The organism is Amycolatopsis sp. MEPSY49, assembly GCF_051337345.1.
Taxonomy (GTDB): Bacteria; Actinomycetota; Actinomycetes; order Mycobacteriales; family Pseudonocardiaceae; genus Amycolatopsis.
Genome location: NZ_JBDLYJ010000013.1, coordinates 205,562 through 229,568 on the forward strand (window position 1 = coordinate 205,562; position 24,007 = coordinate 229,568).

General features: G+C 70.9%; 26 protein-coding genes. 12 read left to right on the forward strand and 14 right to left on the reverse strand.

Annotated elements, in window-relative coordinates; translation table 11 throughout:
* Window positions 1–12 precede the first annotated feature (12 nt).
* A complete protein-coding gene (locus ABFJ78_RS40665; RefSeq protein WP_436392813.1) occupies window positions 13–1,413 on the reverse strand; it encodes an NYN domain-containing protein in 1,401 nt (466 codons plus the stop codon).
* Window positions 1,414–1,592: 179 nt separating this feature from the next.
* Here ABFJ78_RS40665 and ABFJ78_RS40670 point away from each other — a divergent pair, with 179 nt between their 5' ends.
* Window positions 1,593–3,296 carry a DEDD exonuclease domain-containing protein gene (locus tag ABFJ78_RS40670; RefSeq protein WP_436392814.1) on the forward strand — a complete coding sequence of 568 codons (1,704 nt, stop codon included), beginning with the start codon at window positions 1,593–1,595 and terminating at the stop codon, window positions 3,294–3,296.
* Between the two features lie 386 nt (window positions 3,297–3,682).
* Here ABFJ78_RS40670 and ABFJ78_RS40675 read toward each other — a convergent pair whose 3' ends face one another.
* A complete protein-coding gene (locus ABFJ78_RS40675; protein ID WP_436392815.1) occupies window positions 3,683–4,576 on the reverse strand; it encodes a MerR family transcriptional regulator in 894 nt (297 codons plus the stop codon).
* A gap of 45 nt (window positions 4,577–4,621) precedes the next feature.
* Here ABFJ78_RS40675 and ABFJ78_RS40680 point away from each other — a divergent pair, with 45 nt between their 5' ends.
* Together ABFJ78_RS40680 and ABFJ78_RS40685 are read left to right on the forward strand one after the other, a co-directional pair.
* The gene (locus ABFJ78_RS40680) at window positions 4,622–5,350 is read left to right on the forward strand and encodes a maleylpyruvate isomerase family mycothiol-dependent enzyme (RefSeq protein WP_436392816.1); all 729 of its coding nucleotides are present in this window, start codon (window positions 4,622–4,624) and stop codon (window positions 5,348–5,350) included.
* Window positions 5,351–5,391: 41 nt separating this feature from the next.
* Window positions 5,392–5,673, forward strand: a complete 282-nt coding sequence (locus tag ABFJ78_RS40685) for an Lrp/AsnC family transcriptional regulator (RefSeq protein ID WP_284750247.1) — start codon at window positions 5,392–5,394, stop codon at window positions 5,671–5,673.
* Window positions 5,674–5,818: 145 nt separating this feature from the next.
* Here the strand turns inward: ABFJ78_RS40685 and qcrB are convergent, their stop codons facing one another.
* From qcrB to ctaE, 4 genes are all read right to left on the reverse strand, one after another.
* Window positions 5,819–7,492 carry a cytochrome bc1 complex cytochrome b subunit gene (qcrB, locus tag ABFJ78_RS40690; protein ID WP_436392817.1) on the reverse strand — a complete coding sequence of 558 codons (1,674 nt, stop codon included), beginning with the start codon at window positions 7,490–7,492 and terminating at the stop codon, window positions 5,819–5,821.
* Complete coding sequence (gene qcrA, locus ABFJ78_RS40695) at window positions 7,489–8,643, reverse strand: cytochrome bc1 complex Rieske iron-sulfur subunit (protein WP_436392818.1); 1,155 nt, start codon at window positions 8,641–8,643, stop codon at window positions 7,489–7,491. The genes qcrB and qcrA overlap by 4 nt, the downstream gene beginning before the upstream one ends.
* Window positions 8,640–9,458, reverse strand: coding sequence for a cytochrome bc1 complex diheme cytochrome c subunit (qcrC, locus tag ABFJ78_RS40700; RefSeq protein ID WP_436392819.1), 819 nt, complete (start codon window positions 9,456–9,458; stop codon window positions 8,640–8,642). The genes qcrA and qcrC overlap by 4 nt, the downstream gene beginning before the upstream one ends.
* Before the next feature lie 61 nt (window positions 9,459–9,519).
* Window positions 9,520–10,143, reverse strand: a complete 624-nt coding sequence (gene ctaE / locus ABFJ78_RS40705; RefSeq protein WP_086681061.1) for an aa3-type cytochrome oxidase subunit III — start codon at window positions 10,141–10,143, stop codon at window positions 9,520–9,522.
* A 95-nt stretch (window positions 10,144–10,238) separates the two neighbouring features.
* Here ctaE and ABFJ78_RS40710 point away from each other — a divergent pair, with 95 nt between their 5' ends.
* The 3 genes from ABFJ78_RS40710 to trpD all read left to right on the forward strand — a co-directional run bounded on the left by ABFJ78_RS40710 (window position 10,239) and on the right by trpD (window position 12,158).
* Window positions 10,239–10,652: a hypothetical protein gene (locus ABFJ78_RS40710; protein WP_436392820.1), complete on the forward strand. Its 414-nt coding sequence runs from the start codon at window positions 10,239–10,241 to the stop codon at window positions 10,650–10,652.
* A 61-nt stretch (window positions 10,653–10,713) separates the two neighbouring features.
* A complete protein-coding gene (locus ABFJ78_RS40715; protein WP_436392821.1) occupies window positions 10,714–11,118 on the forward strand; it encodes a hypothetical protein in 405 nt (134 codons plus the stop codon).
* A 5-nt stretch (window positions 11,119–11,123) separates the two neighbouring features.
* The gene (gene trpD, locus ABFJ78_RS40720; RefSeq protein ID WP_436392822.1) at window positions 11,124–12,158 is read left to right on the forward strand and encodes an anthranilate phosphoribosyltransferase; all 1,035 of its coding nucleotides are present in this window, start codon (window positions 11,124–11,126) and stop codon (window positions 12,156–12,158) included.
* Window positions 12,159–12,224: 66 nt separating this feature from the next.
* Here trpD and ABFJ78_RS40725 read toward each other — a convergent pair whose 3' ends face one another.
* Window positions 12,225–13,178: a GlxA family transcriptional regulator gene (locus tag ABFJ78_RS40725; RefSeq protein ID WP_436392823.1), complete on the reverse strand. Its 954-nt coding sequence runs from the start codon at window positions 13,176–13,178 to the stop codon at window positions 12,225–12,227.
* Window positions 13,179–13,261: 83 nt separating this feature from the next.
* Here ABFJ78_RS40725 and ABFJ78_RS40730 point away from each other — a divergent pair, with 83 nt between their 5' ends.
* The gene (locus tag ABFJ78_RS40730) at window positions 13,262–14,191 is read left to right on the forward strand and encodes a DMT family transporter (RefSeq protein WP_436392824.1); all 930 of its coding nucleotides are present in this window, start codon (window positions 13,262–13,264) and stop codon (window positions 14,189–14,191) included.
* Here ABFJ78_RS40730 and ABFJ78_RS40735 read toward each other — a convergent pair.
* Both ABFJ78_RS40735 and ctaC read right to left on the reverse strand, forming a co-directional pair.
* On the reverse strand, window positions 14,139–14,558 hold the full coding sequence (locus tag ABFJ78_RS40735) for a cytochrome c oxidase subunit 4 (RefSeq protein WP_372668948.1): 420 nt from the start codon (window positions 14,556–14,558) through the stop codon (window positions 14,139–14,141). The genes ABFJ78_RS40730 and ABFJ78_RS40735 overlap by 53 nt on opposite strands.
* A 28-nt stretch (window positions 14,559–14,586) precedes the next feature.
* On the reverse strand, window positions 14,587–15,531 hold the full coding sequence (gene ctaC / locus ABFJ78_RS40740) for an aa3-type cytochrome oxidase subunit II (RefSeq protein WP_436392825.1): 945 nt from the start codon (window positions 15,529–15,531) through the stop codon (window positions 14,587–14,589).
* A 185-nt stretch (window positions 15,532–15,716) separates the two neighbouring features.
* On the opposite strand from ctaC, the gene asnB reads away from it, so the two are divergent.
* Window positions 15,717–17,651, forward strand: coding sequence for an asparagine synthase (glutamine-hydrolyzing) (gene asnB, locus ABFJ78_RS40745; RefSeq protein WP_436392826.1), 1,935 nt, complete (start codon window positions 15,717–15,719; stop codon window positions 17,649–17,651).
* Between the two features lie 67 nt (window positions 17,652–17,718).
* A complete protein-coding gene (locus ABFJ78_RS40750) occupies window positions 17,719–18,378 on the forward strand; it encodes an alpha/beta hydrolase (protein ID WP_436392827.1) in 660 nt (219 codons plus the stop codon).
* A gap of 31 nt (window positions 18,379–18,409) precedes the next feature.
* Here ABFJ78_RS40750 and ABFJ78_RS40755 read toward each other — a convergent pair whose 3' ends face one another.
* Window positions 18,410–19,399: a carbohydrate kinase family protein gene (locus ABFJ78_RS40755; RefSeq protein ID WP_436392828.1), complete on the reverse strand. Its 990-nt coding sequence runs from the start codon at window positions 19,397–19,399 to the stop codon at window positions 18,410–18,412.
* Between the two features lie 148 nt (window positions 19,400–19,547).
* On the opposite strand from ABFJ78_RS40755, the gene ABFJ78_RS40760 reads away from it, so the two are divergent.
* Window positions 19,548–19,718, forward strand: coding sequence for a hypothetical protein (locus ABFJ78_RS40760; RefSeq protein WP_436392829.1), 171 nt, complete (start codon window positions 19,548–19,550; stop codon window positions 19,716–19,718).
* A 62-nt stretch (window positions 19,719–19,780) separates the two neighbouring features.
* Here ABFJ78_RS40760 and ABFJ78_RS40765 read toward each other — a convergent pair whose 3' ends face one another.
* Window positions 19,781–20,158 (reverse strand): HesB/IscA family protein, encoded by a 378-nt coding sequence (locus tag ABFJ78_RS40765; RefSeq protein WP_004562664.1) that lies wholly within the window; start codon window positions 20,156–20,158, stop codon window positions 19,781–19,783.
* A 145-nt stretch (window positions 20,159–20,303) separates the two neighbouring features.
* On the opposite strand from ABFJ78_RS40765, the gene ABFJ78_RS40770 reads away from it, so the two are divergent.
* Together ABFJ78_RS40770 and ABFJ78_RS40775 are read left to right on the forward strand one after the other, a co-directional pair.
* Entirely contained in the window at window positions 20,304–20,951 is a 648-nt protein-coding gene (locus ABFJ78_RS40770; RefSeq protein ID WP_436392830.1) for a DUF3043 domain-containing protein, read from the forward strand.
* Window positions 20,952–21,151: 200 nt separating this feature from the next.
* Complete coding sequence (locus ABFJ78_RS40775; RefSeq protein ID WP_436392831.1) at window positions 21,152–22,141, forward strand: aldo/keto reductase family protein; 990 nt, start codon at window positions 21,152–21,154, stop codon at window positions 22,139–22,141.
* On the opposite strand, the gene ABFJ78_RS40780 is transcribed toward ABFJ78_RS40775, so the two are convergent.
* The 3 genes from ABFJ78_RS40780 to ABFJ78_RS40790 are packed head-to-tail and all read right to left on the reverse strand — an operon-like array spanning window position 22,138 to window position 23,931.
* Window positions 22,138–22,350, reverse strand: coding sequence for a hypothetical protein (locus tag ABFJ78_RS40780; RefSeq protein WP_400881360.1), 213 nt, complete (start codon window positions 22,348–22,350; stop codon window positions 22,138–22,140). The genes ABFJ78_RS40775 and ABFJ78_RS40780 overlap by 4 nt on opposite strands.
* Window positions 22,343–23,185: a phosphoribosylaminoimidazolesuccinocarboxamide synthase gene (locus ABFJ78_RS40785; RefSeq protein WP_436392832.1), complete on the reverse strand. Its 843-nt coding sequence runs from the start codon at window positions 23,183–23,185 to the stop codon at window positions 22,343–22,345. The genes ABFJ78_RS40780 and ABFJ78_RS40785 overlap by 8 nt, the downstream gene beginning before the upstream one ends.
* Window positions 23,182–23,931: a GntR family transcriptional regulator gene (locus ABFJ78_RS40790; protein ID WP_436392833.1), complete on the reverse strand. Its 750-nt coding sequence runs from the start codon at window positions 23,929–23,931 to the stop codon at window positions 23,182–23,184. Before ABFJ78_RS40790 ends, ABFJ78_RS40785 begins: the two co-directional genes overlap by 4 nt.
* Window positions 23,932–24,007: the final 76 nt, after the last annotated feature.

Below are 24,007 nucleotides of genomic sequence, written 5' to 3' on the forward strand. Positions count from 1 at the left end.
GAAAGACGCAGGTCAGACCCGGGAAAGGCGGCTGACCAGCACCGCGGACGGCGTCGGGTGGGCTCCGCCGCCGCGCACGGAGTCGGCGACCGCCCGGTCGGACGTCGCCACCACCATCGGCCGGCCGGCGGGCTCGGCCGCCACGATGTTGCGGATCACGTCGTCGGCCAGGACCCCGCGGTCGGAGAACAGCACCCGGACCCCGCGCGGCACCGACGCCGGGACCGACAGCACGCCCGCGCCGTCGAACACCACCGTCACCTCGGCCGACGTGCGCGCCGCCAGCGCGGACAGCTGGTGGATCAGCCGGTCGCGCTGGTCGGCCAGCGCCAGCTCGGGGTAGCCGGTCTTCGTGACGTTGTAGCCGTCGACGATCAGGTGCACGTTCGGCAGCGCCAGGTAGCGGTCCAACGTGGACACGTCGGCGATCTTGCCGCCCTGCCCGGTGCCGGTGCTGGCGCCACGGACCATGTCGGCGGGCCGGGCGCCGCGCGAGCCGAGGGAGAGCTCTCGGCGCAACCCCGTGACCGCGCCGTCGATCGTGTCGATGAGCAGCGCGAGCCGCACTTCGTCGGCTTCGCGGGCCTCGCGGGCGGACTGGCGGGCGATGTCGGCGTCCGCGGCCGCGCGCTCGGCACGGGCGCGTTCGTTGGCGACGCGCTGGCGTTCGCGCTCGAGCTGGGCGTTGAGGGTGGCGATTTCTTCCGCGCGGGCGCCGGCCCCGCGTTCGGCGTCCGCCGAAGCCGCTTCGGCCGCGTCCTTGGCCTGGCGAAGCTGGACGCCTTGCTCGCGAAGGCGCTTCAAGAGCTTCTCGACTTCGCCCTCGCGCTCGCCTCGCGCGTTCTCCGCGGCTTTCTTGGCCTCGGCGAGCTCGACGCGCAGCTGCGCGAGTTCGGCTTCGAGACGCTGGTTGCGAGCCAGCGCGGCGTCGCGTTCGGCGCGCAGGGCGTTTTCCTCGGCGTTCTTGGCGACGAGCCGGACCCGCCCGGCCGCGCCGGACTCCCCGAGCAGGACGGCGGCGGCCGCGGCGGCGACCGAGTCGGCCGCGTTCGGGTCGAGCGCGTCGGTGCGGTGCTCGCGCAGCCACTCGATGACGGCGGTGCGGAACTGGGCCGACTCGCCGAGCGCGGTGAGCAGCGCGGCACCGCCCAGCTTGGCCCGCTTGGCGGGCGCGAACTTGGCGACCGGCCGTAGCTGGCGGGGCACGTCCGTGGCGGGCAGCTTGGCGACGGCGGCGGCCGAGAGCTCGGCGATCCGGTCGCGGACCGGCTCCGGGAGCGCCGGCCAGGTGGCCGGTTCCGGCCGCTCGGCCCCCTCCTCGACCTGCTCCGGAGCCTGCTCCGGGCGCGACGCGACGCCCGACGGACCGGCGGGGTCCTCGGGCGGCTCCGGCACGAGCGGCTGCGGGTGCATTGGTCCAGGGTAGGCCCCGCCCCCGCATCGTGCCCCGCGCGGCACACGGACCGGGCACGACCGGAAACCGTCGGTGCTTGTTCGGGGCTCCGCCCCGGCCGGGGGCTCCGCCACCCGGACCCCCGAAAAATGTCGGTGCCCGTCCGGAATTGTCGGTGGTCCCCCTTAGTCTCCCGCACATGCGTTCGACCCAGGCACAGCTCGCGTTCGACGAGCTCGGAACTCCCTTGCGGGACACGACTTTCGTGGTGTTCGACCTCGAGACGACCGGGGCGGCGCCCGGCCCGTCGGGCATCACGGAGATCGGCGCGGTGAAGGTGCGCGGGGGCGAGGTGCTGGGCGAGTTCGCGACGCTGGTCAACCCGGGCATGGTGATCCCGCCGCAGATCGTCTCGCTGACGGGCATCACGCAGGCGATGGTCTACGACGCGCCGCCGATCGAGGAGGTGCTGCCGGCGTTTCTCGAGTTCATCGGCGGTTCGGTGCTGGTGGCGCACAACTCGGGGTTCGACACGTCCCACATGCGGGCGGCGTGCGAAGGACACGGTTACGCCTGGCCGAAGCTACCGGTCGTCTGCACGGTCCGCCTGGCGCGACGGGTGGTCCCGCGCGACGAGGTGGGCCGCTACAACCTGACGGCGCTGGCGTTGCTGTTCGGCGCGCGCACCCGGCCGACGCACCGGGCGCTCGACGACGCGAAGGCCACGGTCGACGTGCTGCACGGGCTGCTGGAGCGCGTCGGCAACGTGGGCGTCCATTCGCTCGAGGAGCTGATGGGGTACCTGCCCGAGGTCACGGTCGCGCAGCGGGCGAAGCGGCACCTGGCGGCGGACCTGCCGTCGGCGCCGGGCGTCTACCTCTTCAAGGGGCCGAAGGAGGAGGTCCTGTACGTCGGCACGGCGAAGGACCTCCGGCGGCGCGTGCGGACGTACTTCACGGGGTCGGAGGGGCGCAGCCGGATCCGCGAGATGGTCGGGCTGGCCGAGCGCGTCGACCACGTCGTGTGCGCGCACGCGCTGGAGGCGGAGGTGCGCGAGCTGCGGCTGATCGCGGCGCACAAGCCGGCGTACAACCGGCGGTCGAAGAACCGCTACCAGGGCTGGTGGATCGGCCTGACGGAGGAGGCGTTCCCGCGGCTGTCGGTGGTCCGCCTGCCGAAGCCGGGGGTGCTGGGCCCGTTCCGCAACCAGGCGGACGCCCGCGCGACGGCGGACACCCTGGCCGGAGCGTCGGGGCTGCGGACGTGCACCCAGCGGATCTCGCCCCGGACGGCGAACGGGACGCCGTGCGTGCTGGCGGAGCTGGGGCGGTGTGGAGCGCCGTGCGCGGGCCGGCAGAGCGTGGAGGCGTACGTCCCGGCGGTGGAGTCGGCATCGGGGTTGATCGCGGGTCTCGACGGCGGCCCGCTGCACGTGGCGGCGGCCCAGGTGGAGCGCTTGGCGGAGGGGCAGCACTACGAGCAGGCGGCCCGCCACCGCGACGAGCTGGCGGGGCTGATCCGCGCGTTGGGGCGGGCGCACCGCCAGTCGGCGCTGGCCTCGATAGCGGAGCTGATCGCGGCGGGCCCGGACGGAGCGGGCGGGTGGGAGCTGTCGGTGATCCGCTACGGCCGCCTGGCCTCGGCAGGCGTGGCCCGGCGCGGGGTGCCGCCGATGCCGGTGGTGGAGGCGCTGGTGGCCTCGGCGGAGACGGTGCTGCCGGACCCGGGCCCGTTGAGCGGGGCACCGCCGGAGGAAGTGGGGGTGTTGTTGCGCTGGCTGGCCCGGCCGGGGGTCCGGCTGGTGCGGACGACGAGGCCATGGGCCGAGCCGGCGGCCGTGGCCGGGTGGCGGGGATGGCTGGATTTGGTATCCAGCGCGCATTCACTGGAGCACGTGGGGTGAGGTTGGGCCCGAGGCCGGGTGCGGGCCGCGGCCGGGGCGAGGCAGCAGTAAGCAGTAAGCAGTAAGCAGTAAGCAGTAAGCAGTAAGCCGGAAGCCGGAAGCCGGAAGCCGGAAGCCGGAAGCCGGAAGCCGGAAGCCGGAAGCCGGAAGCCGGAAGCCGGAAGCCGGGAGCCGGGACGAGGGTCACCGAGACCAGACCTCCCCGCAACCCCGATCCGAAGCCCGAACACGGCCGGCGGTGCCGGGTCAAGGCACGCTTTCCCGCCTTGACGCGGTACCGCCGGCCGTAGTCACAATCGGGCATCGGGGTGGCGGAACCCCACCAGCCCCACTCGCCGACGGCGACCCACCCACCGGCCCAGGCCGCACCGGCGCCCCCGGCCGGCTCACGCAACCGACCGATCCAAAGCATCCAGCAACCACGTGTGCGCGACCCCCATCGGAGCCGGCTCCCCCGTCACGTCCCCCGCCAACCGCCAATACCGCCGCAGCCGCGGGTCCCGATCCGGCGCCGTCCGCCGGTTCAACGCCCGGCGGAACTCCGGCGTGTCCCCCACCCCCCACGCCTCCGCGTGCGCCGCCACGAACCGATCCAACGCCGGCCCCGACGACGGCGAGGACCCGACATCAACCAACGAACACGCCAACCCCACCGAAGCGTGCAACTCCCCCAAGTCCGCCACCCGCGAGTGCCCCGCCAGCGTGCTCGCCCGCACGCGCGCCGCCAATGTCCGGTCCGCCGCCAGCACCACCAGCGACGCGTACGCCACCACCTGCCCCGTCGAGGGCTGCTCCGGCGGCCGTGGCGCGCTGATGTCCAGGAACATCCGGGCCGTGTCCGGCGGGATCGGGCCCGTCGTCATCGGGTGCCACAGGCGGACCAGCGCCTCGTGCGCCGCGTAGCCGTCCTGGACCGCCGTCAGCAGCTCCAGGCGAGCCGCCCGGTCCGCCGGTGCGGCCTCTTCGACGGCCCGCAGCATCGAACGCCGCCACGCCAGCGTCGCCACCTCGCGGTCCAGGGCCGCTCTCTCGGACGCCACGGCCTCGTCCAGCGACCTGGCCCCGGTCATCACCTCCGTGATGGACCGCAGCCCCAGCCCCAGCGCGCGCAACCGGCGGACCATGGTGAGCCGGTCGACCGTCCCCGGGTCGAACCGGCGGTGGCCGCCGACGCTGCGGGCGGGCTCCAGCAGCCCTTCGTCGCAGTAGAAGCGGATCGTGCGGACCGGCACCCCCGTGCGCCGCGCCAGGTCGCCGATCCCGAGTGTGTCTTCGGTCACCTTCGGTCGAACCTCCAGCCGGGTGGAATTCCTACGGTACGGCCCATGGACACCACCAGACTCGCCGAGGCGCTGCTCGACCGCACCGCCGCCTTCGCCACCACCGTGACCGGCGCCGACCCCGCCACCCGCGTTCCCACCTGCCCGGACTGGCCGCTGCGGGTGCTCGTCGGCCACATCGGCCAGGCTCACCGCTGGTCCGCCGACATCGTCCGGTCGGGCCCGTCGCCGGTTCCCGACCCCCACGACGCCGACCCCTCCGAGGACTGGGCCGACTGGCTCCGCCAAGGCGCCGAGGACCTCGCCAAGACCGTTCTCGACGCGGGCGACACACCGGTGTGGACCTTCTTCGGCGAACAGCACGCGAGGTTCTGGCTCCGCCGGATGCTCAACGACACCACCGTCCACCACGCCGACGCCGCGCTGGCCACGAGCACCGCCTTCGAAGTGGCCCCCGACCTCGCGGAAGACGTGATCACCGAGTGGCTGGAGATGCTGGCGAACCCCGTCACGGCGAGCCTCAAACCGGACTTCGCCCAGCTGCACGGCACCGGCCAGACCCTCCTGCTGACCGACCATGACCGGAGCTGGCACATCACCCGCGAACCCGGCGGCATCCGCTGGACCCGCGACACCGCTGCCGCGGACGTCACGCTGGCCGGGCCCGCCAGGGACCTGCTCCTCGTCCTCACCCGGCGCCGGCCGCTCGACGACGTCACGCTCACCGGTGACCGGGCCCTGGCCGAACACTGGCTGGCGCACACCGCGGCCTAGGATCGCGGGCGAACCCGAAGACGAGCCTTGGAGGACCCCAGGTGATCACCGCGATCGTGTTGATCCAGGTAGAGGCGGACGCTATCCCGGACGCGGCGCAGGCGATCGCCGACATCGACGGCGTCGGCGAGGTCTACTCCTGCGCCGGGGACGTCGACCTCATCGCCACCGTCAAGGTGTCCGCCCACGAGGAGCTGGCCGACCTGATCCCGGGCCGGATCGGGAAGGTGCCGGGCGTGCTGGACACCGTCACGCACATCGCGTTCCGGTCGTACTCCCGCGCCGACACCGAGCAGGCCTTCGCGATCGGCGCCGAGGACTGAGAAGGCCCTCCGGGGCGCGCGCACGCCGGGCCGGAGGCGGAAGGCCGGGAAGCCACCTCGAAGGCGGAGACAGCCGTTCAGCGGCGGTACCCGAAACGACCGAAGGCCACCTCCCGCGGGAGGTGGCCTTCGTCGTGTGCGGAACTCAGTGCTCCGAGCCCTTGGCGGTCTCGACGCTCTCGAACTCGCCCGGCTCGCCCTGGGTGACCGAGTGGCCGTTGCCGTGCCCGTTGCCGTGGGCCCGCTGCAGCGCGGCGGTCTCCTCGGCCGGGTCCGGCGACCAGAACGTGCCCGGGACGGCCTCGCCGGCCGAGCCCAGCTTGTTCATCTTCTTCGGCACCGAAGCGCCCTGATACTCGAGCGGGATCGCGTGGCCGTGGCTGTCGACGCCGGCCAGCGGCTGGTGGATCTCGATGAACTCGCCGTGCGGCAGCCGCTTGATGATGCCCGTCTCGACGCCGTGCTCCAGCACCTCGCGGTCGGCCCGCTGCAGGCCCAGGCAGAGCCGGTAGGTCAGGTAGTACGCCACCGGCGGCACGATCAGCACGCCGATGCGGCCCGCCCACGTCGTCGCGTTCAGCGAGATGTCGAACTGGTCGGCGATGATGTCGTTGAAGCCCGACAGCTCGATGACGGCGAAGAAGCCCAGCGCCATCGCGCCCAGCGCCGTGCGGACCGGTGCGTCACGCGGCCGCTGGAGCAGGTTGTGGTGCGCGGTGTCCTTGGACAGCTTCCGCTCGATGAACGGGTAGCCGAGCAGCAGGCCGAACAGGATCGGCATGCCGATCGCGCCGGGGAAGAACACCGCCGGGATCGTGTAGTTCCCGAGGTAGACCTCCCAGGCAGGCCAGATCCGGAGCATGCCGTCGGCCCAGGCCATGTACCAGTCGGGCTGCGAGCCCGCCGACACCTGCGCCGGGTTGTACGGGCCGAAGTTCCACACCGGGTTGATCTGGAACAACCCCGACATCAGCGCCAGCACCCCGACGACCAGGGTGAAGAACGCCCCGCCCTTGAGCGCGAAGTACGGCATGATCCGGACGCCGACGACGTTGGTCTCCTTGCGGCGCACCCCCGGGAACTGGGTGTGCTTCTGGTACCAGACCAGCGCCAGGTGCACCCCGACCAGCGCGAGCATGATGCCCGGCAGCAGCAGGATGTGCAGCGTGTACAGGCGCGGGATGATCTGGTCGCCGGGGAACTCCCCGCCGAACAGCGCCCAGTGGATCCACGTGCCGATCACCGGCACCGAGAGCACGATGCCCGACAGCGTCGCCCGGATACCGGTGCCCGAGAGCAGGTCGTCCGGGAGCGAGTAGCCGAAGAAGCCCTCGAAGCAGCCCAGGATCAGCAGCAGGCCGCCGATCACCCAGTTGGCCTCACGCGGGCGCCGGAACGCGCCGGTGAAGAAGATCCGCAGCATGTGCACGGCCATCGACGCCACGAAGATCAGCGCCGCCCAGTGGTGCAGCTGCCGCATGAACAGCCCGCCGCGCACGTCGAACGACAGGTCCAGCGTGGTGCGGAACGCCTGGGACATCTCCAGGCCCTGCATGTTCTTGAAGCTGCCGTGGTAGACGACCTCCTGCATCGAGGGGTCGAAGAACAGCGTCAGGTACACGCCGGTGAGCAGCAGGATGATGAAGCTGTAGAGCGCGATCTCGCCCAGCAGGAACGACCAGTGGGTCGGGAACACCTTGTTCATCTGGTGCCGCAGGCCCTTGGCCAGGTGGTACCGCTGGTCGGCGTTGTTCGCGGCGTCGCCCAGCGCCTTCTCGACCGGGCTCGACCCCTTGGTCGGCGTGGTGAGTGAACTCATGACTTACGCTCCCAAAAGGCCGGACCGATGGCCTCGATGAAGTCGCCTCGCGCGATCAAGTATCCCTCTTCGTCCACCGTGATCGGTAGCTGGGCCAGCGGACGGGTCGCCGGGCCGAAAATCGGCTTGGCGTAGTGGAGGGCGTCGAACTGCGACTGGTGGCACGGGCACAGGATGCGGTTGGTCCGCTGCTCGTACAGGGAGGTCGGGCAGCCGACGTGGCTGCAGATCTTCGTGTACGCGTAGAGGTCGCCGAAGTTGAAGTCCTCCTGGCCGGCCCGCTTGACCACCTTGGCGGCGTCGGTCGGGCGCAGGCGGATCAGCATGACCGGGTTGTCCACCCGGGTCAGCGCGGCGGCCAGCAGCTCCGGCTTGCCCTTCTCGGAGTCGCGGTACGGGAAGACCGTCTCCATGGCGCCGGCGTCGAGGTCCTCGGCCTTGACCAGGCTGACCTCTTCGCCCTCTTCGAGGGGCTTGCCGGTGTTGCGGCGCAGGTAGACCTTCTCGCCGGGGAAGTTCGGCTGCCAGCCGGTGTGCCAGAGCGACTGCCGGTTGTCGGTGTCCTTCCACGGGTTCTTGATGAAGGACGCCAGCGGCAGCGCCGCGGCCGCGAGGCCCAGCGCGCCGGCCCCGGCGATCGCCGAGCGCTTGATCAGCGACCGGCGGGCGATGGTGCTGCGGTTCCCGGCGTCGGCCAGGTGCGCGAGGATCGTCGCGCGGTCGACCTCGGCCGACCCTTCGCCCTGGTTGTCGCTGCGCTGCTGCACCGCGACCTCGGCGGGCACGAACTTCTTCGTGTACAGGATCACGCCGATGCCCAGGCCGAGGATGGCCAGGCCGAGCGTGATGCCGAGCATCGGGGTGTAGAGGCTGTACCAGAAGTGGCCGCTCTCGTTGTCCGGCGCCTCGTACTGCCACGGCCACCAGATGAGCGAGACGACGAACCCGATCCCGGCCAGGGCGGACAGCCCGAACCAGAACGCGACCAGGCGCTCGGCCCGCTTCTCCGCGCGGGTGCCCTCCACGGGCCACGGGGTCGGGTACTCGACGATCTCGACCCCGTCGAGCTCGCCGCCCAGCTTGACCAGCTGGTCCCGGTCCATCTCAGCCAGCTCCGCCTCCGTCGGCGGCTTCGGCCCCTCGGCACTCATGCCTTCGATCCAATCCACAACGTCACGCCGATCAGCGCGGCGATACCGACGATAAAGGCGATCACGCCCTCCGAAGCGGGGCCGACCCCGCCGAGGCCGTTCCCACCCGGGTCATTGTTGCCGTCCGACACCGACTTCACGTAGGCGACGATGTCTTTCTTCTCCTCCGGCGACAGCTGCCGGTCGGAGAACTTCGGCATGTTCTGCGGCCCGGTGAGCATGGCCGTGTAGATCTGCTCTTCGCTGGCCGGGTCCAGGTTCGGCGCGTACTTGCCGGCGGACAGCGCGCCGCCGCGGCCGGTGAAGTTGTGGCACGACGCGCAGTTGAGGCGGAACAGCTCGCCACCGCGGGCCGGGTCGGAGCCGCGCAGGGCCTCGCCCTTCTCGGCGGGACGCTGCACGCCGCCGCCGTGCGCCTGGATGTAGGCGCCGACCGCGTCGATCTCGGCCTCGGTCAGCTTCGGCGGCTTCCGCTCGACCTGCGCCTCCTGGCGGGAGGCGGGCATGCGGCCCGAAGAAGTCTGGAAGTACACCGCGGCGTCGCCGATGCCGATCAGGCTCGGCCCGCGGTCCTGCACGCCCTCGAGGTTCGCGCCGTGGCACGCGATGCAGGTGTTGTTGTAGACCTGCTCGCCGAGGCGCAGCTGCGCCGGCGTGCCCTGGGCCTGCGCGGTCTGCGGCTCCGGGGCGAACACGGCGTAGAGGGCGCCGGCGCCCACCAGCGCGATGCCGAGCGCGAGCAGGCCGGCGAACCGCCTCCGCAGCTTCGACCGCGCGCGGTACCGGCGCTCCGAGGTTTTGGTGCTGGTGGTCATCTTGCGGCAACCCTTGCTGTCAGTTCAGGCCGATGGTGAAGGTGGTGGCGGCTGGGCGGATCTACGGAAGGAGGTAGATCACACCGAAGAGGCCGACCCACACGATGTCGACGAAGTGCCAGTAGTAGGACACGACGATCGCCGACGTGGCCTGGGCGGGCGTGAACTTGCTCAGTTTCGTGCGGATGAGCAGGTACACGAAGGCGATGAGCCCGCCGATGACGTGCAGGCCGTGGAACCCGGTGGCGAGGTAGAAGACCGTGCCGAACGGGCCGGACGGGATCGTCATCCCCTCTTCGACCAGGTTGTGGTACTCGTTGGCCTGGCCGCCGACGAAGATGGCGCCCATGATCAACGTGATGATGTACCAGCGGCGCAGGCCGTAGACGTCGCCGCGCTCGGCCGCGAACACGCCGAACTGGCAGGTCAGCGAGGACAGCACGAGGATCACCGTGAACGGGATCGCGTACGCCACGTTGAGGTGGAACTCCTCGCCGTGCAGCGGCGGCGGCCACTGGCCGGACGAGTTCTGCGCCTTGACGGTGAAGAACATCGCGAACAGTCCGGCGAAGAACATCAGCTCGCTGGAAAGCCACACGATGGTGCCGACACTGACCATGTTCGGCCGGTTCAGCGAGTGGACCCGCTGACTGATGGTGGGAGCTGCCGTTGTCACGCGTCGCATTATGTCCTCTCGCACCACCGCTCCGCCGGGTGGGTCCACGGCGAGCCGTCTGCGTAACCGATCACACCGGATGCCCGGGAAGGTGAGAGCTACTCATGGGTTTACTCGACCGCCTGCTTGACCTGGTCAAGAAGCGCGAAACCCCCGGTCTGACGGCCGACGCGCCCGGTTTGGAGATCGTCGCGGAGGCCTTCGACCCGGTCGTCGCGGACTCCGCCGTCCTCGCCGGTTCACCCGCCTGGGTCAGCACGGCACCGGCCGTCCTGCGGCACCACCTGCTCCTGCCGCCGGGCCGGGTGGCCGAAGCGGCGTCGATCCTCGCCCAGGACGGCTATGAGCTGCGAGAACAGTCTCCTTCGGAGGGGCTGACGCGCGTGCTCGCGGTGCGCGTCCAGGTGCTCGACGCGCTGCACTGCGCCCAGGAACGGTCCCGGATGGCGGGTCTGGCGCAGCGGCTCGGAGGCGACGCGCTGGGCTGGGACGCGCTCCAGCCGGAGGCGCCCGCGTGATGTCGGTCTCGGCCGATACGATCGCGTGAGACGTGCGGTGACGAGTATGGAGGCGTGCCTGATGGGCGAGCGGACGATGCGGGTCCTGGTGTTCAGCCACAAGGCGGAGGTGCGCGAGGCGATCGTGAACGCGGTCGGCCGGCGGCCCGCCGCCGACCTGGCGCGCGTGGACTACGTCGAGGCGGCCGGCATCGCGGACGTCCTGTCCGAGGTGGACGCGGGCAACGTCGACCTGGCGATCCTCGACGGCGAAGCGCAGCCGACCGGCGGCATCGGCCTCTGCCGCCAGCTGAAGAGCGAAATCGCCGAATGCCCCCCGATCGTGATCGCCGTGCGGCGCAAGGACGACCGGTGGCTGGCGACGTGGTCGCAGGCGGACGCCGTGCTGGTGCACCCGCTGGACCCGCTGACCGCCGCGGAGACCGTCGCCGACGTGCTGCGACGGGTCCCCGTCGTGAACGGCTGAGCCCGGTGACCACCCCGGTCCCCCGCACCTGGCCACCGCTGCTCAAGCAGCTCGTCGCGCGCGTCGACCTGTCCGAAGAGGACACGGCGTGGGCGATGGACCAGATCATGAGCGGCGCGGCGAGCCCGGCCCGGATCGCCGGGTTCGCGGTGGCGCTGCGCGCGAAGGGCGAGACGCCGTCGGAGATCGCCGGGATGGCGGCCACGATGCTGGCGCACGCCAAGCGCGTCGAGCTGGACCGCCCGGCGGTCGACATCGTCGGCACCGGCGGCGACGGCTCGAACTCGGTGAACATCTCGACGATGGCGACGATCGTCACGGCGGCGGCGGGCGCGCCGGTGGCCAAGCACGGCAACCGCAGCGCGTCGTCGAAGTCCGGCGCGGCGGACGTCCTCGAGGCGCTCGGCGTCACGATTTCGCTGCCGCCCGAAGACGTCCAGCGGAGCCTGACCGACGTCGGCGTGGGGTTCTTCCTGGCGTCGGCGTTCCACCCGGCGCTGCGGCACGCGGGCCCGGTCCGCGGCGAGCTCGGCATCCCGACGACGTTCAACCTGCTGGGCCCGCTGACGAACCCGGCCCAGCCGGGCAGCGCGCTGATCGGCTGCGCGTACGAGGACAAGACGCACGTGCTGGCGGAGGTGTTCGCCCGCCGCGGCACGACGGCCCTGGTGGTCCGCGGCGACGACGGCCTGGACGAGATCACCACGACGACGACGTCGACAGTGTGGGTGGTCTCGGGCGGAACGGTGACTTCGCGCTCCCTGGACCCGGCCACGCTGGGGGTGCCCCGCGCGACGGCGGCGGACCTGCGCGGCGGCGACGCGGCTTCGAACGCCCAGGTGGTCCGCGAGCTGGTGGGCGGCAAGCCGGGACCGGTGCGGGACGCGGTGCTGATCAACGCGGCCGCGGCCTTGGCGGCGTTCAACGGGTTCTCGGGGTCCCTCGAGGACGATCTGCGCGCCGGGCTGGCACGAGCGGCCGAGGCGATCGATTCCGGGGCCGCGGCGGCGCTGCTGGACCGCTGGATCGCCTTCGCCTGACTGGCCGACCTGGACGACGTGAATGACTCATTCATGTCGTCTGGTGACATGAATGAGTCATTCACGTCACCCGCGGAAGGCCGCCCGGTACGAGGTCGGGCTCGTTCCCCGCAACCGGGTGAACTGGTGCCGCAGCGCGGCCGCCGACGCGTAGCCGCACGCCACCGCGATGTCCTCCACCGACAGCCGGCCCTCCTCCAGCAGCGCCTGCGCCCGGTCCAGGCGACGCTCGGTCAGCCACCGGTGCGGGGTCGTGCCCGTCGCCGCCGAAAAGCGGCGCAGGAACGTCCGCTCCCCCAGCCCGCTCCGGCGGGCCAGCTCCGCCACCGTGAACGGCCGGTCCAGCCGCCGCTCCACCCACTCCAGGGCCTCCGCCACCACCGAGTCGTCCGGGACGGACGGGACCGGCGCCTGGACGAACTGCGCCTGGCCACCCGCCCGGAACGGCGCCGCCACCATCCGGCGCGCCAGGGTCGTCGCCGCCGTGACACCGCGCAGCCGGCGCACCAGGTGCAGGCACAGGTCCACCGCCGCCACCGTGCCCGCGCTCGTCAGGATCCCGCCGTCGTCGGCGTAGAGCGCCTGGGTGTCCACCACCGCCGAAGGGAACCGGGCGCGGAACTCCGCTTCGTACACCCAGTGGACCGTGCAGCGGCGGCCGTCCAGCAGGCCGGCGTAGCCCAGCGTGAACACCCCCGCGCAGAACCCCGCCACCCACGCGCCCCGCGCGGCCGCGTCGCGCAGGACGTCCAGCACCTCCGCGGGCGGTGGCGCCGTCCGGGGCGCGCACGTCGGCACGATCAGCAGGTCCGCCGACGCCGCGAAGTCCAGCCCCCGCAGCCCGGTCAGCCCGAACCCCGACCAGCTGGCCACCGGCGCGCCAAGAGGCGAGCAGACCCCGAACTCCCAGCCCTCGATGCCGTCGGCGCTGCGGTCCGTGCCGAACACCTCGCACGCGACCCCCAGCTCGAACGGCGAAACGTGGTCGGCCAGCACCACCGCGACCCGGTTGACGTCCATGCCGGCCAGCATGTCACAAGTTTTGCGGCCGTTGTCATCTCTGACACTGGTCGACGGTCACGGACCAGACGAACCTGGACGGCATGACGAACTCCGAAACCCGCCCGCTGCTCCAGTGGTCCGCGGCGATGGCGATGTCCGGCACGATCGGCGCCGTCGTCCTCGAGAGCGGCGCGGCCGCACCCGCCGTCGCCTTCGCCCGCTGCTTCGTCGGCGGCGCGCTCCTCGTGATCTGGTGCTTCGCGCGCGGCTGGCTGCCCGCCTGGCGGCCCTCGAAGCGCGACCTCGGGCTGGCCGTCCTCGGCGGGCTGTTCCTGGTCGGCAACTGGGTGCTGCTGTTCGCGTCCTATGCGCTTTCGTCGATCTCGGTCAGCACCGTCGTCTACCACACCCAGCCGCTCATCCTGGTCGGCCTGGCGGCGGCGTTCCTCGGCGAGAAGGTGGCGAAGAGCCACCTGGTCCGGGCCGCGATCGCGTTCGGCGGTGTGGCCTTGATCTCGCTGTCCGCGCACGGTGAGGACGGCAAACCCGTGCAGCTCGCGGGGATCGGGCTGGCGCTCGGCGCGGCCCTGCTCTACGCCGGCGCGTCCTTCGTCGCGAAGCAGCTGAAGCACATCCGCCCGCACTTGCTCGCGGCCGTCCAGACGACGGTGGGCGCGCTCGTGCTGGCCCCGGTGCTGCTCATCACCCCGCTACCGGCCACGACGCACGGACTGCTCTGGCTGGTCCTGCTGGGCACCGTCCACACGGCACTGATGTACGTGCTGATGTACGCGAGCATCGGCAAGCTGCCGACCACGACGGTGGCGCTGCTGTCCTACCTGTACCCGGTGGTCGCGGTGCTGGTGGACGTCGCCTTCTACGGCCACCGCCCGACCTGGCCGGAGGCGCTGGGGATGCTCGCAGTACTGGCCGCGGCCCTGAGTCCTCAGCGCCGCGGCCAGTCGAAAGAAGCGAAGGTCAGTCGTGCGACGGACCCGTGTGATACTCGAACACCAGCCCGCCGATCGTGATGAGCAGCGCGACCAGCGCGATGACGAGCAGCCAGATGTGGAAGAACGCCAGGCCCAGCGCGGCGAGGGCCGCGGTGGCGGCCATGCCGACCGGCCAGTAGCTGCCCGGGCTGAAGAAGCCCAGCTCGCCGGCGCCGTCGCTGATCTCGGCGTCCTCGCGGTCCTCCGGGCGCGGTTCGATGCGGCGGGCGACGAACTGCATGTAGCTGCCCGCGAGGAACGCGAGGCCACCGGTGAGGAACAGCGCGACGATGCCGACCGGCTCGGCCCCGTGGGTCGCGGCCAGCGCGGTCCACACCCAGTACACGGCCGCCATGAACACGGCGAAGATCGCCACGATGAAGAAGATGCGGGCTTCGACCTTCATGGTCTTGTTCCTACTCCCTGTGTGGCCGTCAGTTGGACGCGGTCCGCGCCGTGCGGTCGGTGTTGAACGGCTGGGTGGTCACCGCGTGCGGGGTGCACAGCTCGCCGCAGTTCATCTTCGCCAGCGCTTCGGCGGCGGTGAACGTCTGGCCGGTGGCCGGGTTCACCTGCTTGCGCAGCGCGATGTACTGGTCGTACTTGTCCGCCGAGAGCGCGCGGACCTCGAAGTTCATCACCGAGTGGTACGTGCCGCACAGCTCCGCGCACCGGCCGACGAAGGAGCCTTCGCGGTCGATCGTGTTCTGGAAGGAGCTGTCCTGGTTGTTCTTGTCCGGGTTCGGCATGACGTCCCGCTTGAAGTGGAACTCCGGCACCCAGAAGGAGTGGATGACGTCGGTGGAGATCAGGTCGTACTGGACGACCTTGCCGACCGGGAGCACCAGCAGCGGGATCTCACCGGACGAGCCGACCGTGCTGACCTGGCCGCTGCCGTCGGGCTTCGCCGCGTTGGCGTCCTCGTACTTGAACTCCCAGTTCCACTGGAAGGCCACGACCTGGACCTTGACGTCCGGGTTCGGGATCTTGTCCAGGACCTTCGACTCCGTCGTCGCGGTGAAGAAGAACAGGACGCAGACCATGATCGTCGGGACGACGACCGTGAACAGCTCGAGCGGGATGTTGTACTGGAACTGCCGGGGCAGCTCCTCCGGCTCGCCGTCGGCGGTCTTCTTCTTGCGGTGGAACGCCGCGGTCCAGAAGATCAGGGCCCACACGATGGCGCCGACGACCAGCGCGGCCACCACGGTCCAGGTCCACAGCGTGCGCATCTCGTTCGCCTGGCGCGTGACACCCACCGGCCAGCCGAACCGCAGGATCTCGTCGCCGGAGCAGCCCGTCGCGGTCAGCGCGACCAGCACGGCCAGCGCGGCGACGCGCACGGTCCGCTTCCCCAGGGTGCGCTTGGGTTGTCCCACTGCGCCTCGCCCTTTCACCCAGAGCCTCCTACGACAGATCTTTGTGACAGCCGGACTCTAGCCGAGTTGGCCCGTCCTGCTGACCAAGGGGTAACCATCGACGCGCGTGGTACTCGCCACGGCGGTCCCGGCATACTGGGGCCTTCCCCCAGCCCGGTGAAGACCCTGAAGGTGTGTGAGTACCCGTGTGCGGCCTGCTTGGACTGATCTGCGCGACCGAGACCGGCGCGGCGAACGCGCGTGACGCCGTCGGCGCGGCCATGCGCTGCCAGCGTCACCGCGGCCCCGACGAGCAGGACACCTGGGCCGACGCCGAGGTCGTCTACGGCTTCAACCGGCTCGCGTTCATCGACGTCGAGCACGCCCACCAGCCCCTGGTCTGGGGCCCGCCGGAGGCGCCCGGCCGGTACACGATGAACTTCAACGGCGAGATCTACAACTATCTGGAGCTGCGGGCCGAGCTCGCCGAAAAGCACGGCGCGAAGTTCGAGACCGAGGGTGACGGCGAGGCCATCGTCGCCGGCTTCCACTACCTCGGCGCCGACTGGGTGAAGCGCCTGCGCGGCATGTTCGCCTTCATGATCTGGGACTCCCAGGAGAAGAAGGTCTTCGGCGCGCGCGACCCGTTCGGGATCAAGCCGCTGTTCTACTCGGCCGGCCCCGGCGGGGTGGCGTTCTCCAGCGAGAAGAAGAGCCTGCTCGAGCTGTCGGACACCCTCGGCGTCGCCCAGGAGCTGGACCGCACGGCCCTCCAGCACTACCTGGTCCTGCAGTACGTGCCCGAGCCGGAGTCGCTGCACACCGCGATCCGCCGCGTCGAGTCCGGCACCTCGTTCGAGGTGGCCCCCGGCGGCGAGGTGGCGTTCACCCGCTACTTCCACCCGCAGTTCACCGCGAAGCCGGTGAACTCGCAGGCCGAGGCCGAGGAGCTGCACCAGCGCATCGCCGATGTGATGCGCGACTCGGTCGGCAAGCACATGATCTCGGACCCCGACGTCACGGTCGGCGCGTTCCTCTCGGGCGGCATCGACTCCACGGCCACCGCGACGCTGGCCAAGGAGCACAACCCGAACCTGATCGCGTTCACCACCGGGTTCGAGCGCGAGGGCTACTCCGAGGTCGACGTCGCCGCCGAGTCGGCCGCCGCGATCGGCGTGAAGCACGTGGTCCGGACGGTGTCGGCGGACGAGATGATGGAGGTGCTGCCGCTCATCGTCTGGTATCTCGACGACCCGGTCGCCGACCCGGCGCTCGTCCCGCTGTGGTTCATCGCCCGCGAGGCCCGCAAGCACGTCAAGGCGGTGCTCTCCGGCGAGGGCGCCGACGAGCTGTTCGGCGGCTACACGATCTACAACGAGCCGATCTCGCTGGCGCCGTTCGAGAAGATCCCGGGCGGCATGCGCAAGCTCATCGGCAAGGTCTCGACGAAGATCCCCGAGGGCACCCGCGGCAAGGACCTGCTGCGCCGCGGCGCGCTGCCGCTGGAGGACCGCTACTACGGCAACGCCCGCAACTTCCGCGACGACCAGCTGCGCAACGTGCTGAAGAGCTACCAGGAAGGCGTCGGCTTCAAGGACGTCACGGCGCCCTGGTACGACGTCTCGCGCGGCTGGGACCCGGTCGCCCGCATGCAGCACGTCGACCTCTACACCTGGCTGCGCGGCGACATCCTGGTCAAGGCCGACAAGGTGACCATGGCGAACTCGCTCGAGCTGCGGGTGCCGTTCCTGGACGCCGAGGTGTTCAAGGTCGCGGCGTCGATCCCGCTGGACCAGAAGCTGGCCCACGGGACGACGAAGTACGCGCTGCGCCAGGCCCTGGCGAAGATCATCCCGGCGCACGTGCTCAACCGGCGCAAGCTCGGCTTCCCGGTCCCGATCCGGCTGTGGCTGCGCAACGAGATGTACGACTGGGCGAAGGGGATCATCAGCGACTCGAAGACCGACGAGCTGCTGGACAAGAAGGCGATCCTGGCGCTGCTGGAGGAGCACAAGGCGGGTCAGCTGGACCGCAGCCGCCAGCTGTGGGCGCTGATCGTGTTCATGCTGTGGCACGGCATTTTCGTCGAGCACCGGATCAAGCCCGAGGTGCCGGAGCCGGTGTACCCGGTCAAGCTCTGAGCGAACTCCCCGTCGAAGCCACCCTGCGTCCGTAGGGTGGCTTCGACGCTTTTCGGGGGTGGTCGAAGTGGACTTCGTGCTGGTGCACGGAACGACGCAGGGACCCGGCGGCTGGGCGCTGCTGGAGCGGGAGCTGGCGGGCCACCGGACGTTCGCGGTCGACCTCCTCGACGGCGACGGCACCGACTTCCCCGCCCTGGTGCGGCGGCAGCTGCCGGTGCTGGAGCGGCCGGTCGTCGTCGCGCATTCCGGCAGCGGAGTGCTGCTCCCGGCGATCGGCGCGGCGCTCGGCGCCTCACGGCTGGTGTGGGTGGGCGCCTACATCCCCGACTTCCCGGGCGGCCGGAGCCTGGCCGAGGAGGTCGCGGCCGGCGTCACGGAGCTCTTCCACCCGGAGTGGGCCGGCGTGGACCCCACCCGCGACCCGGCGCTGGCCGACCGGTTCCTCTTCCACGACTGCGCCGCCGAGGTGCGCGCCTGGGCGCACGGCACGCTGCGGTTGTTCCACCCTGCGGTGCTGCCCGCGCAGCGGGCGGGACGGGCGCCGTCGATCCCGTCGACGGTCGTGGTGCCCACCGCCGACCGCACGCTGCGGGCGGAGTGGATGGCCCGGGCGGCACGCGAACGGCTGGGCGTCGAGCCGGTCCGGCTCGACGCCGGGCACTGCCCGCACGTCTCCCGCCCGGCCGAGCTGGCCCGGCTGGTCGTGAGCGGGAGCCAGGGTTAGAACCCTGGTTCCCCCTCACGACCGGCGGGCGTCAGGCGGGCAGGACCACCGAGATCTCGTCCGCCGCGTCCGGGCCGAAGGCCTCGCCGATGCGGGCCAGGGCGTCGGCGCGGTCGAACGTCCACTCCTGCGTGCCGACCGTCTCCAGGACCAGCACCGCGATCAGCGAGCCCAGCTGGGCCGCGCGCTCGACGTTCAGGCCGCCGTCGAGGCCGGCCAGGAAGCCCGCGCGGAAGCCGTCGCCGACGCCCGTCGGGTCGGCCTTCGCGCGCTCGGGGACCGCGCCGATCTGCAGGGCGACGCCGTCCTTGCCGACGATCTCGACGCCCTTCTCGCCCAGCGTCGTGATCCGCAGGCCGACCTGGTCGAGGACGTCGGCCTCGGTCCAGCCGGTCTTCTGGAGCAGCAGCTCCCACTCGTAGTCGTTGCTGAACAGGTACTTCGCGCCGGCGACGAACGCGCGCGCCTGCTCGCCGGTCATCCGGGCCAGCTGCTGCGACGGGTCGACGGCGAACGCGTAGCCGCGCTGGCGGCACTCCTCGGCGTGGCGGACCATGCCCTCGGGGTCGTCCGGGCTGATCAGCACCAGGCTGAGCTCGCCGGCGCGCTCGGCGATGGGCTGCAGCTCGATGTTGCGGGACTCGGCCATCGCGCCGGCGTAGAACGTCGCGATCTGGCAGAGGTCCTCATCGGTCGTGCAGACGAACCGCGCGGTGTGCGCGACTTCCGACACGTGCACGCCGGACGTGTCGACGCCGTGCCGCTCCAGCCAGGAGCGGTAGTCCGCGAAGTCGGCGCCGACGGCGCCCACGAGCACCGGCTGCACGCCGAGCACCCCGAGGCCGAAGGCGATGTTCGCGCCGATGCCGCCGCGGCGGACCACGAGGTCGTCGGCGAGGAAGCTCAGCGAGACCCGGTGCAGCTGCTCGGCGACCAGCTGCTCCGCGAACCTGCCCGGGAAATGCATGAGGTGGTCGGTTGCGATACTGCCGGACACCGCGATCCTGGCCCTGTCTGCCACCGGCTGCTCCTTTGTGCTCGACCTCACGGCAAAAGGCGCGAAGTTACCCCCGGGTCATGACCCAACCGGGTAGTTCGCGCGCGCCCAGCCGACACTACCGGCTGGTACTCCTTCTCCAGTCGAGAGCGGATCAATAGCGTTACGAATCGTGAACGCCGTCACCGAACCCGAGACCCTGTCCGAGCTGATCGCCGACTGCGCGCTCATCCCGGCGACCCTGCAGGCCGAGAGCCGTCCGCCCGCCTTCGTCACGGCCAGTCCGTGGGAGGTCGACGAGGCGTGCCACGCCCAGGTCGCGGAGCTCGACGCCTACGTGTAGTCCGCAGAAACGAAGAAGGCCCCGCCTCCCTTCCGGGGAGCGGGGCCTTTCTCACGCTTGACTCAGTGGAACGAGTCGCCGCAGGCGCAGGAGCCCGTCGCGTTCGGGTTGTCGATCGTGAAGCCCTGCTTCTCGATCGTGTCCACGAAGTCGATGACGGCTTCCGACACGTACGGGGCGCTCATCCGGTCGACCGCCACCTTGAGGCCGTCGAAGTCGCGGAACAGGTCGCCGTCGAGCGTGCGCTCGTCGAAGAACAGCTGGTAGCGCAGGCCCGCGCAACCACCGGGCTGGACGGCGATGCGCAGGTGCATGTCGTCGCGGCCCTCCTGCTCGAGCAGGGCCTTCGCCTTGGAAGCCGCGGCGTCGGTCAACGTGACGCCGTGGGTCTCCTCGGCGGTCTCGGCCTGCGTCGCGCCGGCGTGCTCAGCGGTCGTCATGGCACTCCCTCTAAGTCGAACTCGCTGCGGATACTCCTCGTGCTGACGTCTTCAACACCCGGAGCGTCCGATCTGTTCCCCCACCATGGTCGCACATCGATCGACCTGGTGAACGGCGGCGTGACGCCTGCAATACCCTGATGACGTGAGGTTCCTGCGCCGAAGCACCACAGACAACGCCGCCGACGAGCCGGAGGCAGCCGACGCCGTCGACGTCGGCGGCAAGGCGTACACGCCCGGTAAGGGCAAGGCTACGCCGAAGCGCCGTGAGGCCGAGGCGAAGCGACGCGGCCCGGTGGCGCCGCCGCCGACCACCATGCGCGAGGCGATGAAGCGCAACAAGGAACTGCGCAAGTCGAACCCGCAGACGAAGGAAGACCGCCGCGCGGCGGCCAAGCTCCGCCGCGACCGCATGATGGCGGGCGACGACAAGTACCTGCTCCCCCGCGACCGCGGGCCGGTCAAGGCGTACGTCCGCGACCTGGTCGACACGCGGCGCAACCTGCTGGGCCTGTTCATGCCGCTGGCGATCCTGGTGTTCCTGGCGCTGCTGGTGCCGATGCCCCAGGTGCAGTCGTACATCACGCTGCTGTGCACGGCGCTGCTGCTGGTGATGGCCATCGAGGGTTTCGTGAACGGGCGCAAGATCGCGAAGCTGGCGCGGGAGAGGTTCCCGAAGGAAACGGTGAGCGGCCGGTCGATCGGGTGGTACGCGTTCGTGCGGGCGTCCCAGATCCGGCGGCTGCGGGTGCCCAAGCCGCGGCTGAAGCCGGGGGACCCGATCCCGAACTGAGCTGGTTTCGAGAAACCGGGTGGAGCGAGCCTCCACCCGGCTTCTTGCTGTCCGGGGCCCGGCTGAAACGACGTGAATGACTCATTCATGTCGTCTGGTGACATGAATGAGTCATTCACGTCACTCGGGAAGCCGGGCGCGAGGCTGGAGTCACTCCAGGGTCGTTAGCAAAGCAAACGATTACCGCCTAGGCTGAGCCCATGGAGTTTCGTCGTCTCGGCCGCAGTGGCCTCAACGTCAGTGAGATCTCGTACGGGAACTGGCTCACCCACGGTTCCCAGGTCGAGGAAGACCAGGCGCACGCCTGCATCAAAGCCGCGCTCGACGCCGGCATAACAACGTTCGACACCGCTGATGTCTACGCGAACACCGCGGCGGAGTCCGTCCTGGGCCGCGGCCTGAAGGGCCAGCGGCGGGAAAGCCTGGAGATCTTCACCAAGGTCTTCTGGCCCACCGGCCCCAAGGGCCCCAACGACAAGGGCCTGTCCCGCAAGCACATCATGGAGTCCGCGAACGCGTCCCTGAAGCGGCTCGGCACCGACTACGTCGACCTCTACCAGGCGCACCGGTTCGACCGGACCGTCCCGCTCGAAGAGACCATGCTCGCCTTCGCCGACCTCGTCCGCCAGGGCAAGGTGCTCTACGTCGGCGTCTCGGAGTGGACCGCCGAGCAGATCAGCCGCGGGGCCGCCCTCGCCCGCGAGCTGAGGATCCCCTTCGTCTCCAACCAGCCGCAGTACAACATGCTCTGGCGCGTCATCGAGGACCAGGTCATCCCGGCCTCGGAGCGCGAAGGTCTCAGCCAGATCGTCTGGTCGCCGATCGCGCAGGGCGTGCTCACCGGCAAGTACAAGCCCGGTCAGGACTACCCCGCCGGCTCGCGCGCCACCGACGAGAAGGGCGGCGCCAACATGGTCGCCCGCTTCCTCGACGAGACCGTCCTCAAGCGCGTCGCCGAGCTGGAGCCCCTCGCCAAGCAGGCCGGCCTCTCGCTCGCGCAGCTGGCCGTCGCGTGGGTGCTGCAGAACCCGAACGTCGCTTCGGCGATCATCGGGGCTTCGCGCCCGGAGCAGGTGCACGAGAACGTCAAGGCTGCCGGCAAGAAGCTCGACGCCGACCTGCTGAAGGCCATCGACGACGTCCTCGGCGACGTCGTCGAGCGCGACGCGAGCCTGACCAAGAGCCCCTAGTCCTGGTTGATCCGGCCCTGGAACGGCACGTCGAACTCGAACGCGTCCTCCGGGGCCAGCCGGGGCTGCAGCCCGAACCCGCGCAGGAGGCGGCTGGCACCCGCCAGCCGGTCGCCTCCTCGCCCGGGCACGCGCGCCGGCGCGAGGCCGTGCGACACCAGCAGCGTCTCGACCTCGTCGATCAGCTTGTAGGGGTCGTAATCACCCACGGACCCAGGTCTTCCCGGTGATCCGCTCGTAGACCTCCGTGTAGCGCCGCCGCGTCTGCTCGACGATCTCCGCGGGGATCTCCGGCCCGGGCGGGGTCTTGTCCCAGCCGGTCGTCAGCGACCAGTCGCGGACGAACTGCTTGTCGAACGCGTGCTGCGGGCGGCCCGGCTCCCACTCGTCGGCCGGCCAGAACCGCGACGAGTCCGACGTCAGGACCTCGTCGCCGAGGGTCAGCGTGCCGTCGGCGTCGAAGCCGAACTCCAGCTTCGTGTCCGCGATGATCACGCCTTGCTCGGCAGCGTGTTCCGCGCCCTTCGTGTAGATCTCCAGCGTCAGCTCGCGAAGCCGCTTCGCGGTGTCTTCGCCGATCTCGTTCAGCACCTCGTCGAAGGTCATGAACTCGTCGTGGCCGGTGTCGGAGATCTTCGTCGTCGGCGTGAAGATCGGCTCCGGCAGCTTGTCGCCCTCGACCAGGCCCGGCGGCAGCGCGACGCCGGAGATCTTGCCGTCGCGCTGGTACTCGCGCAGGCCCAGGCCGGCCAGGTAGCCGCGCGCGATGCACTCGACCTGGACCATCTTCAGCGGCTTGCAGCGCGTCGCGCGGCCGGCGAACTCGGCCGGCACGTCCGTCGTCGAGACCACGTGGTTCGGGACCACGCCGGCCATCCGCTCGAACCACCACGCCGACAGCTGGTTGAGCAGCGCACCCTTGTCCGGGATCGGCGTCGGCAGCGAAACGTCGTAGACCGAGACGCGGTCGGACGCGACGAGCAGGATGTCCCCGCCGTCGAGTTCGTACAGGTCACGGACCTTGCCCGCGTGGATGTGCTTCATTCGCCGTCCTCAGTCGTGTACTCGTAGAAAACCCAGTGGTCGGGCAAGGCGGCGGACTCACCGTACTCGACGACCGTCCCGTCGGCCGCCAGGAAGGTGCTCCGGCCGAGCAGCACCGGCGACCCGGCGGGCAGCCCCAGTTCGGCCGCCTCCTCCTCGCCCGCGCGGCCCGCCGCGTGCCGTTCCTGCGTCGTCGCGATCTTCGTGCCCAGGCGCGCGGCCGCGTGGGCCGGCGTGCCTTCGACGATCCGCTCGGGCACCAGCAGCGCCGGCGCCTTGGCCGACAGCGCGCCGTCGAACCACGACGTCGACGTCGACAGCGGCCGCGAATCCGGCCCGTAGGTGGTACGGCGCCGCCGGATCGCCGGGGCGCCCTCCTCCAGGCCCAGCGCGGCCGCGGCGCGCTCGGACGCCGGCTCGAGGCCGGCCGAGCGGATCACGGCGAAGTGGCCGGGCGGGTAGATCCGGCCCGTGCGGCCCGAAGCGGCAGTGCGGTCGCGGGCCGTGCGGTGCAGGCCGCCGCGGTCGACGACCGTGCCGACGCCGCGCACCGGCCGCACGAGGCCCTGCGAACGGAGGGTGGCGAGCACCTTGGTGGCCGTCGCCATGGCGACGGCCCACGTGCGCGCGATCTCGCGGGCGGACGGCACCGCGTCGCCCTCCTGCAGCCGGCCGGACAGGATGTCCTCACGGATGCGGCCCGCGATCTGCAGGTACGGCGGCTCAGGACGGTCGAGGGTGGGCAAGGCGGCTCCTCACGCCGGACATCACGCACAAGTGTTCTAGCACGCCAGGGTGTCTCCCACAAAGACCTGTTCAGAA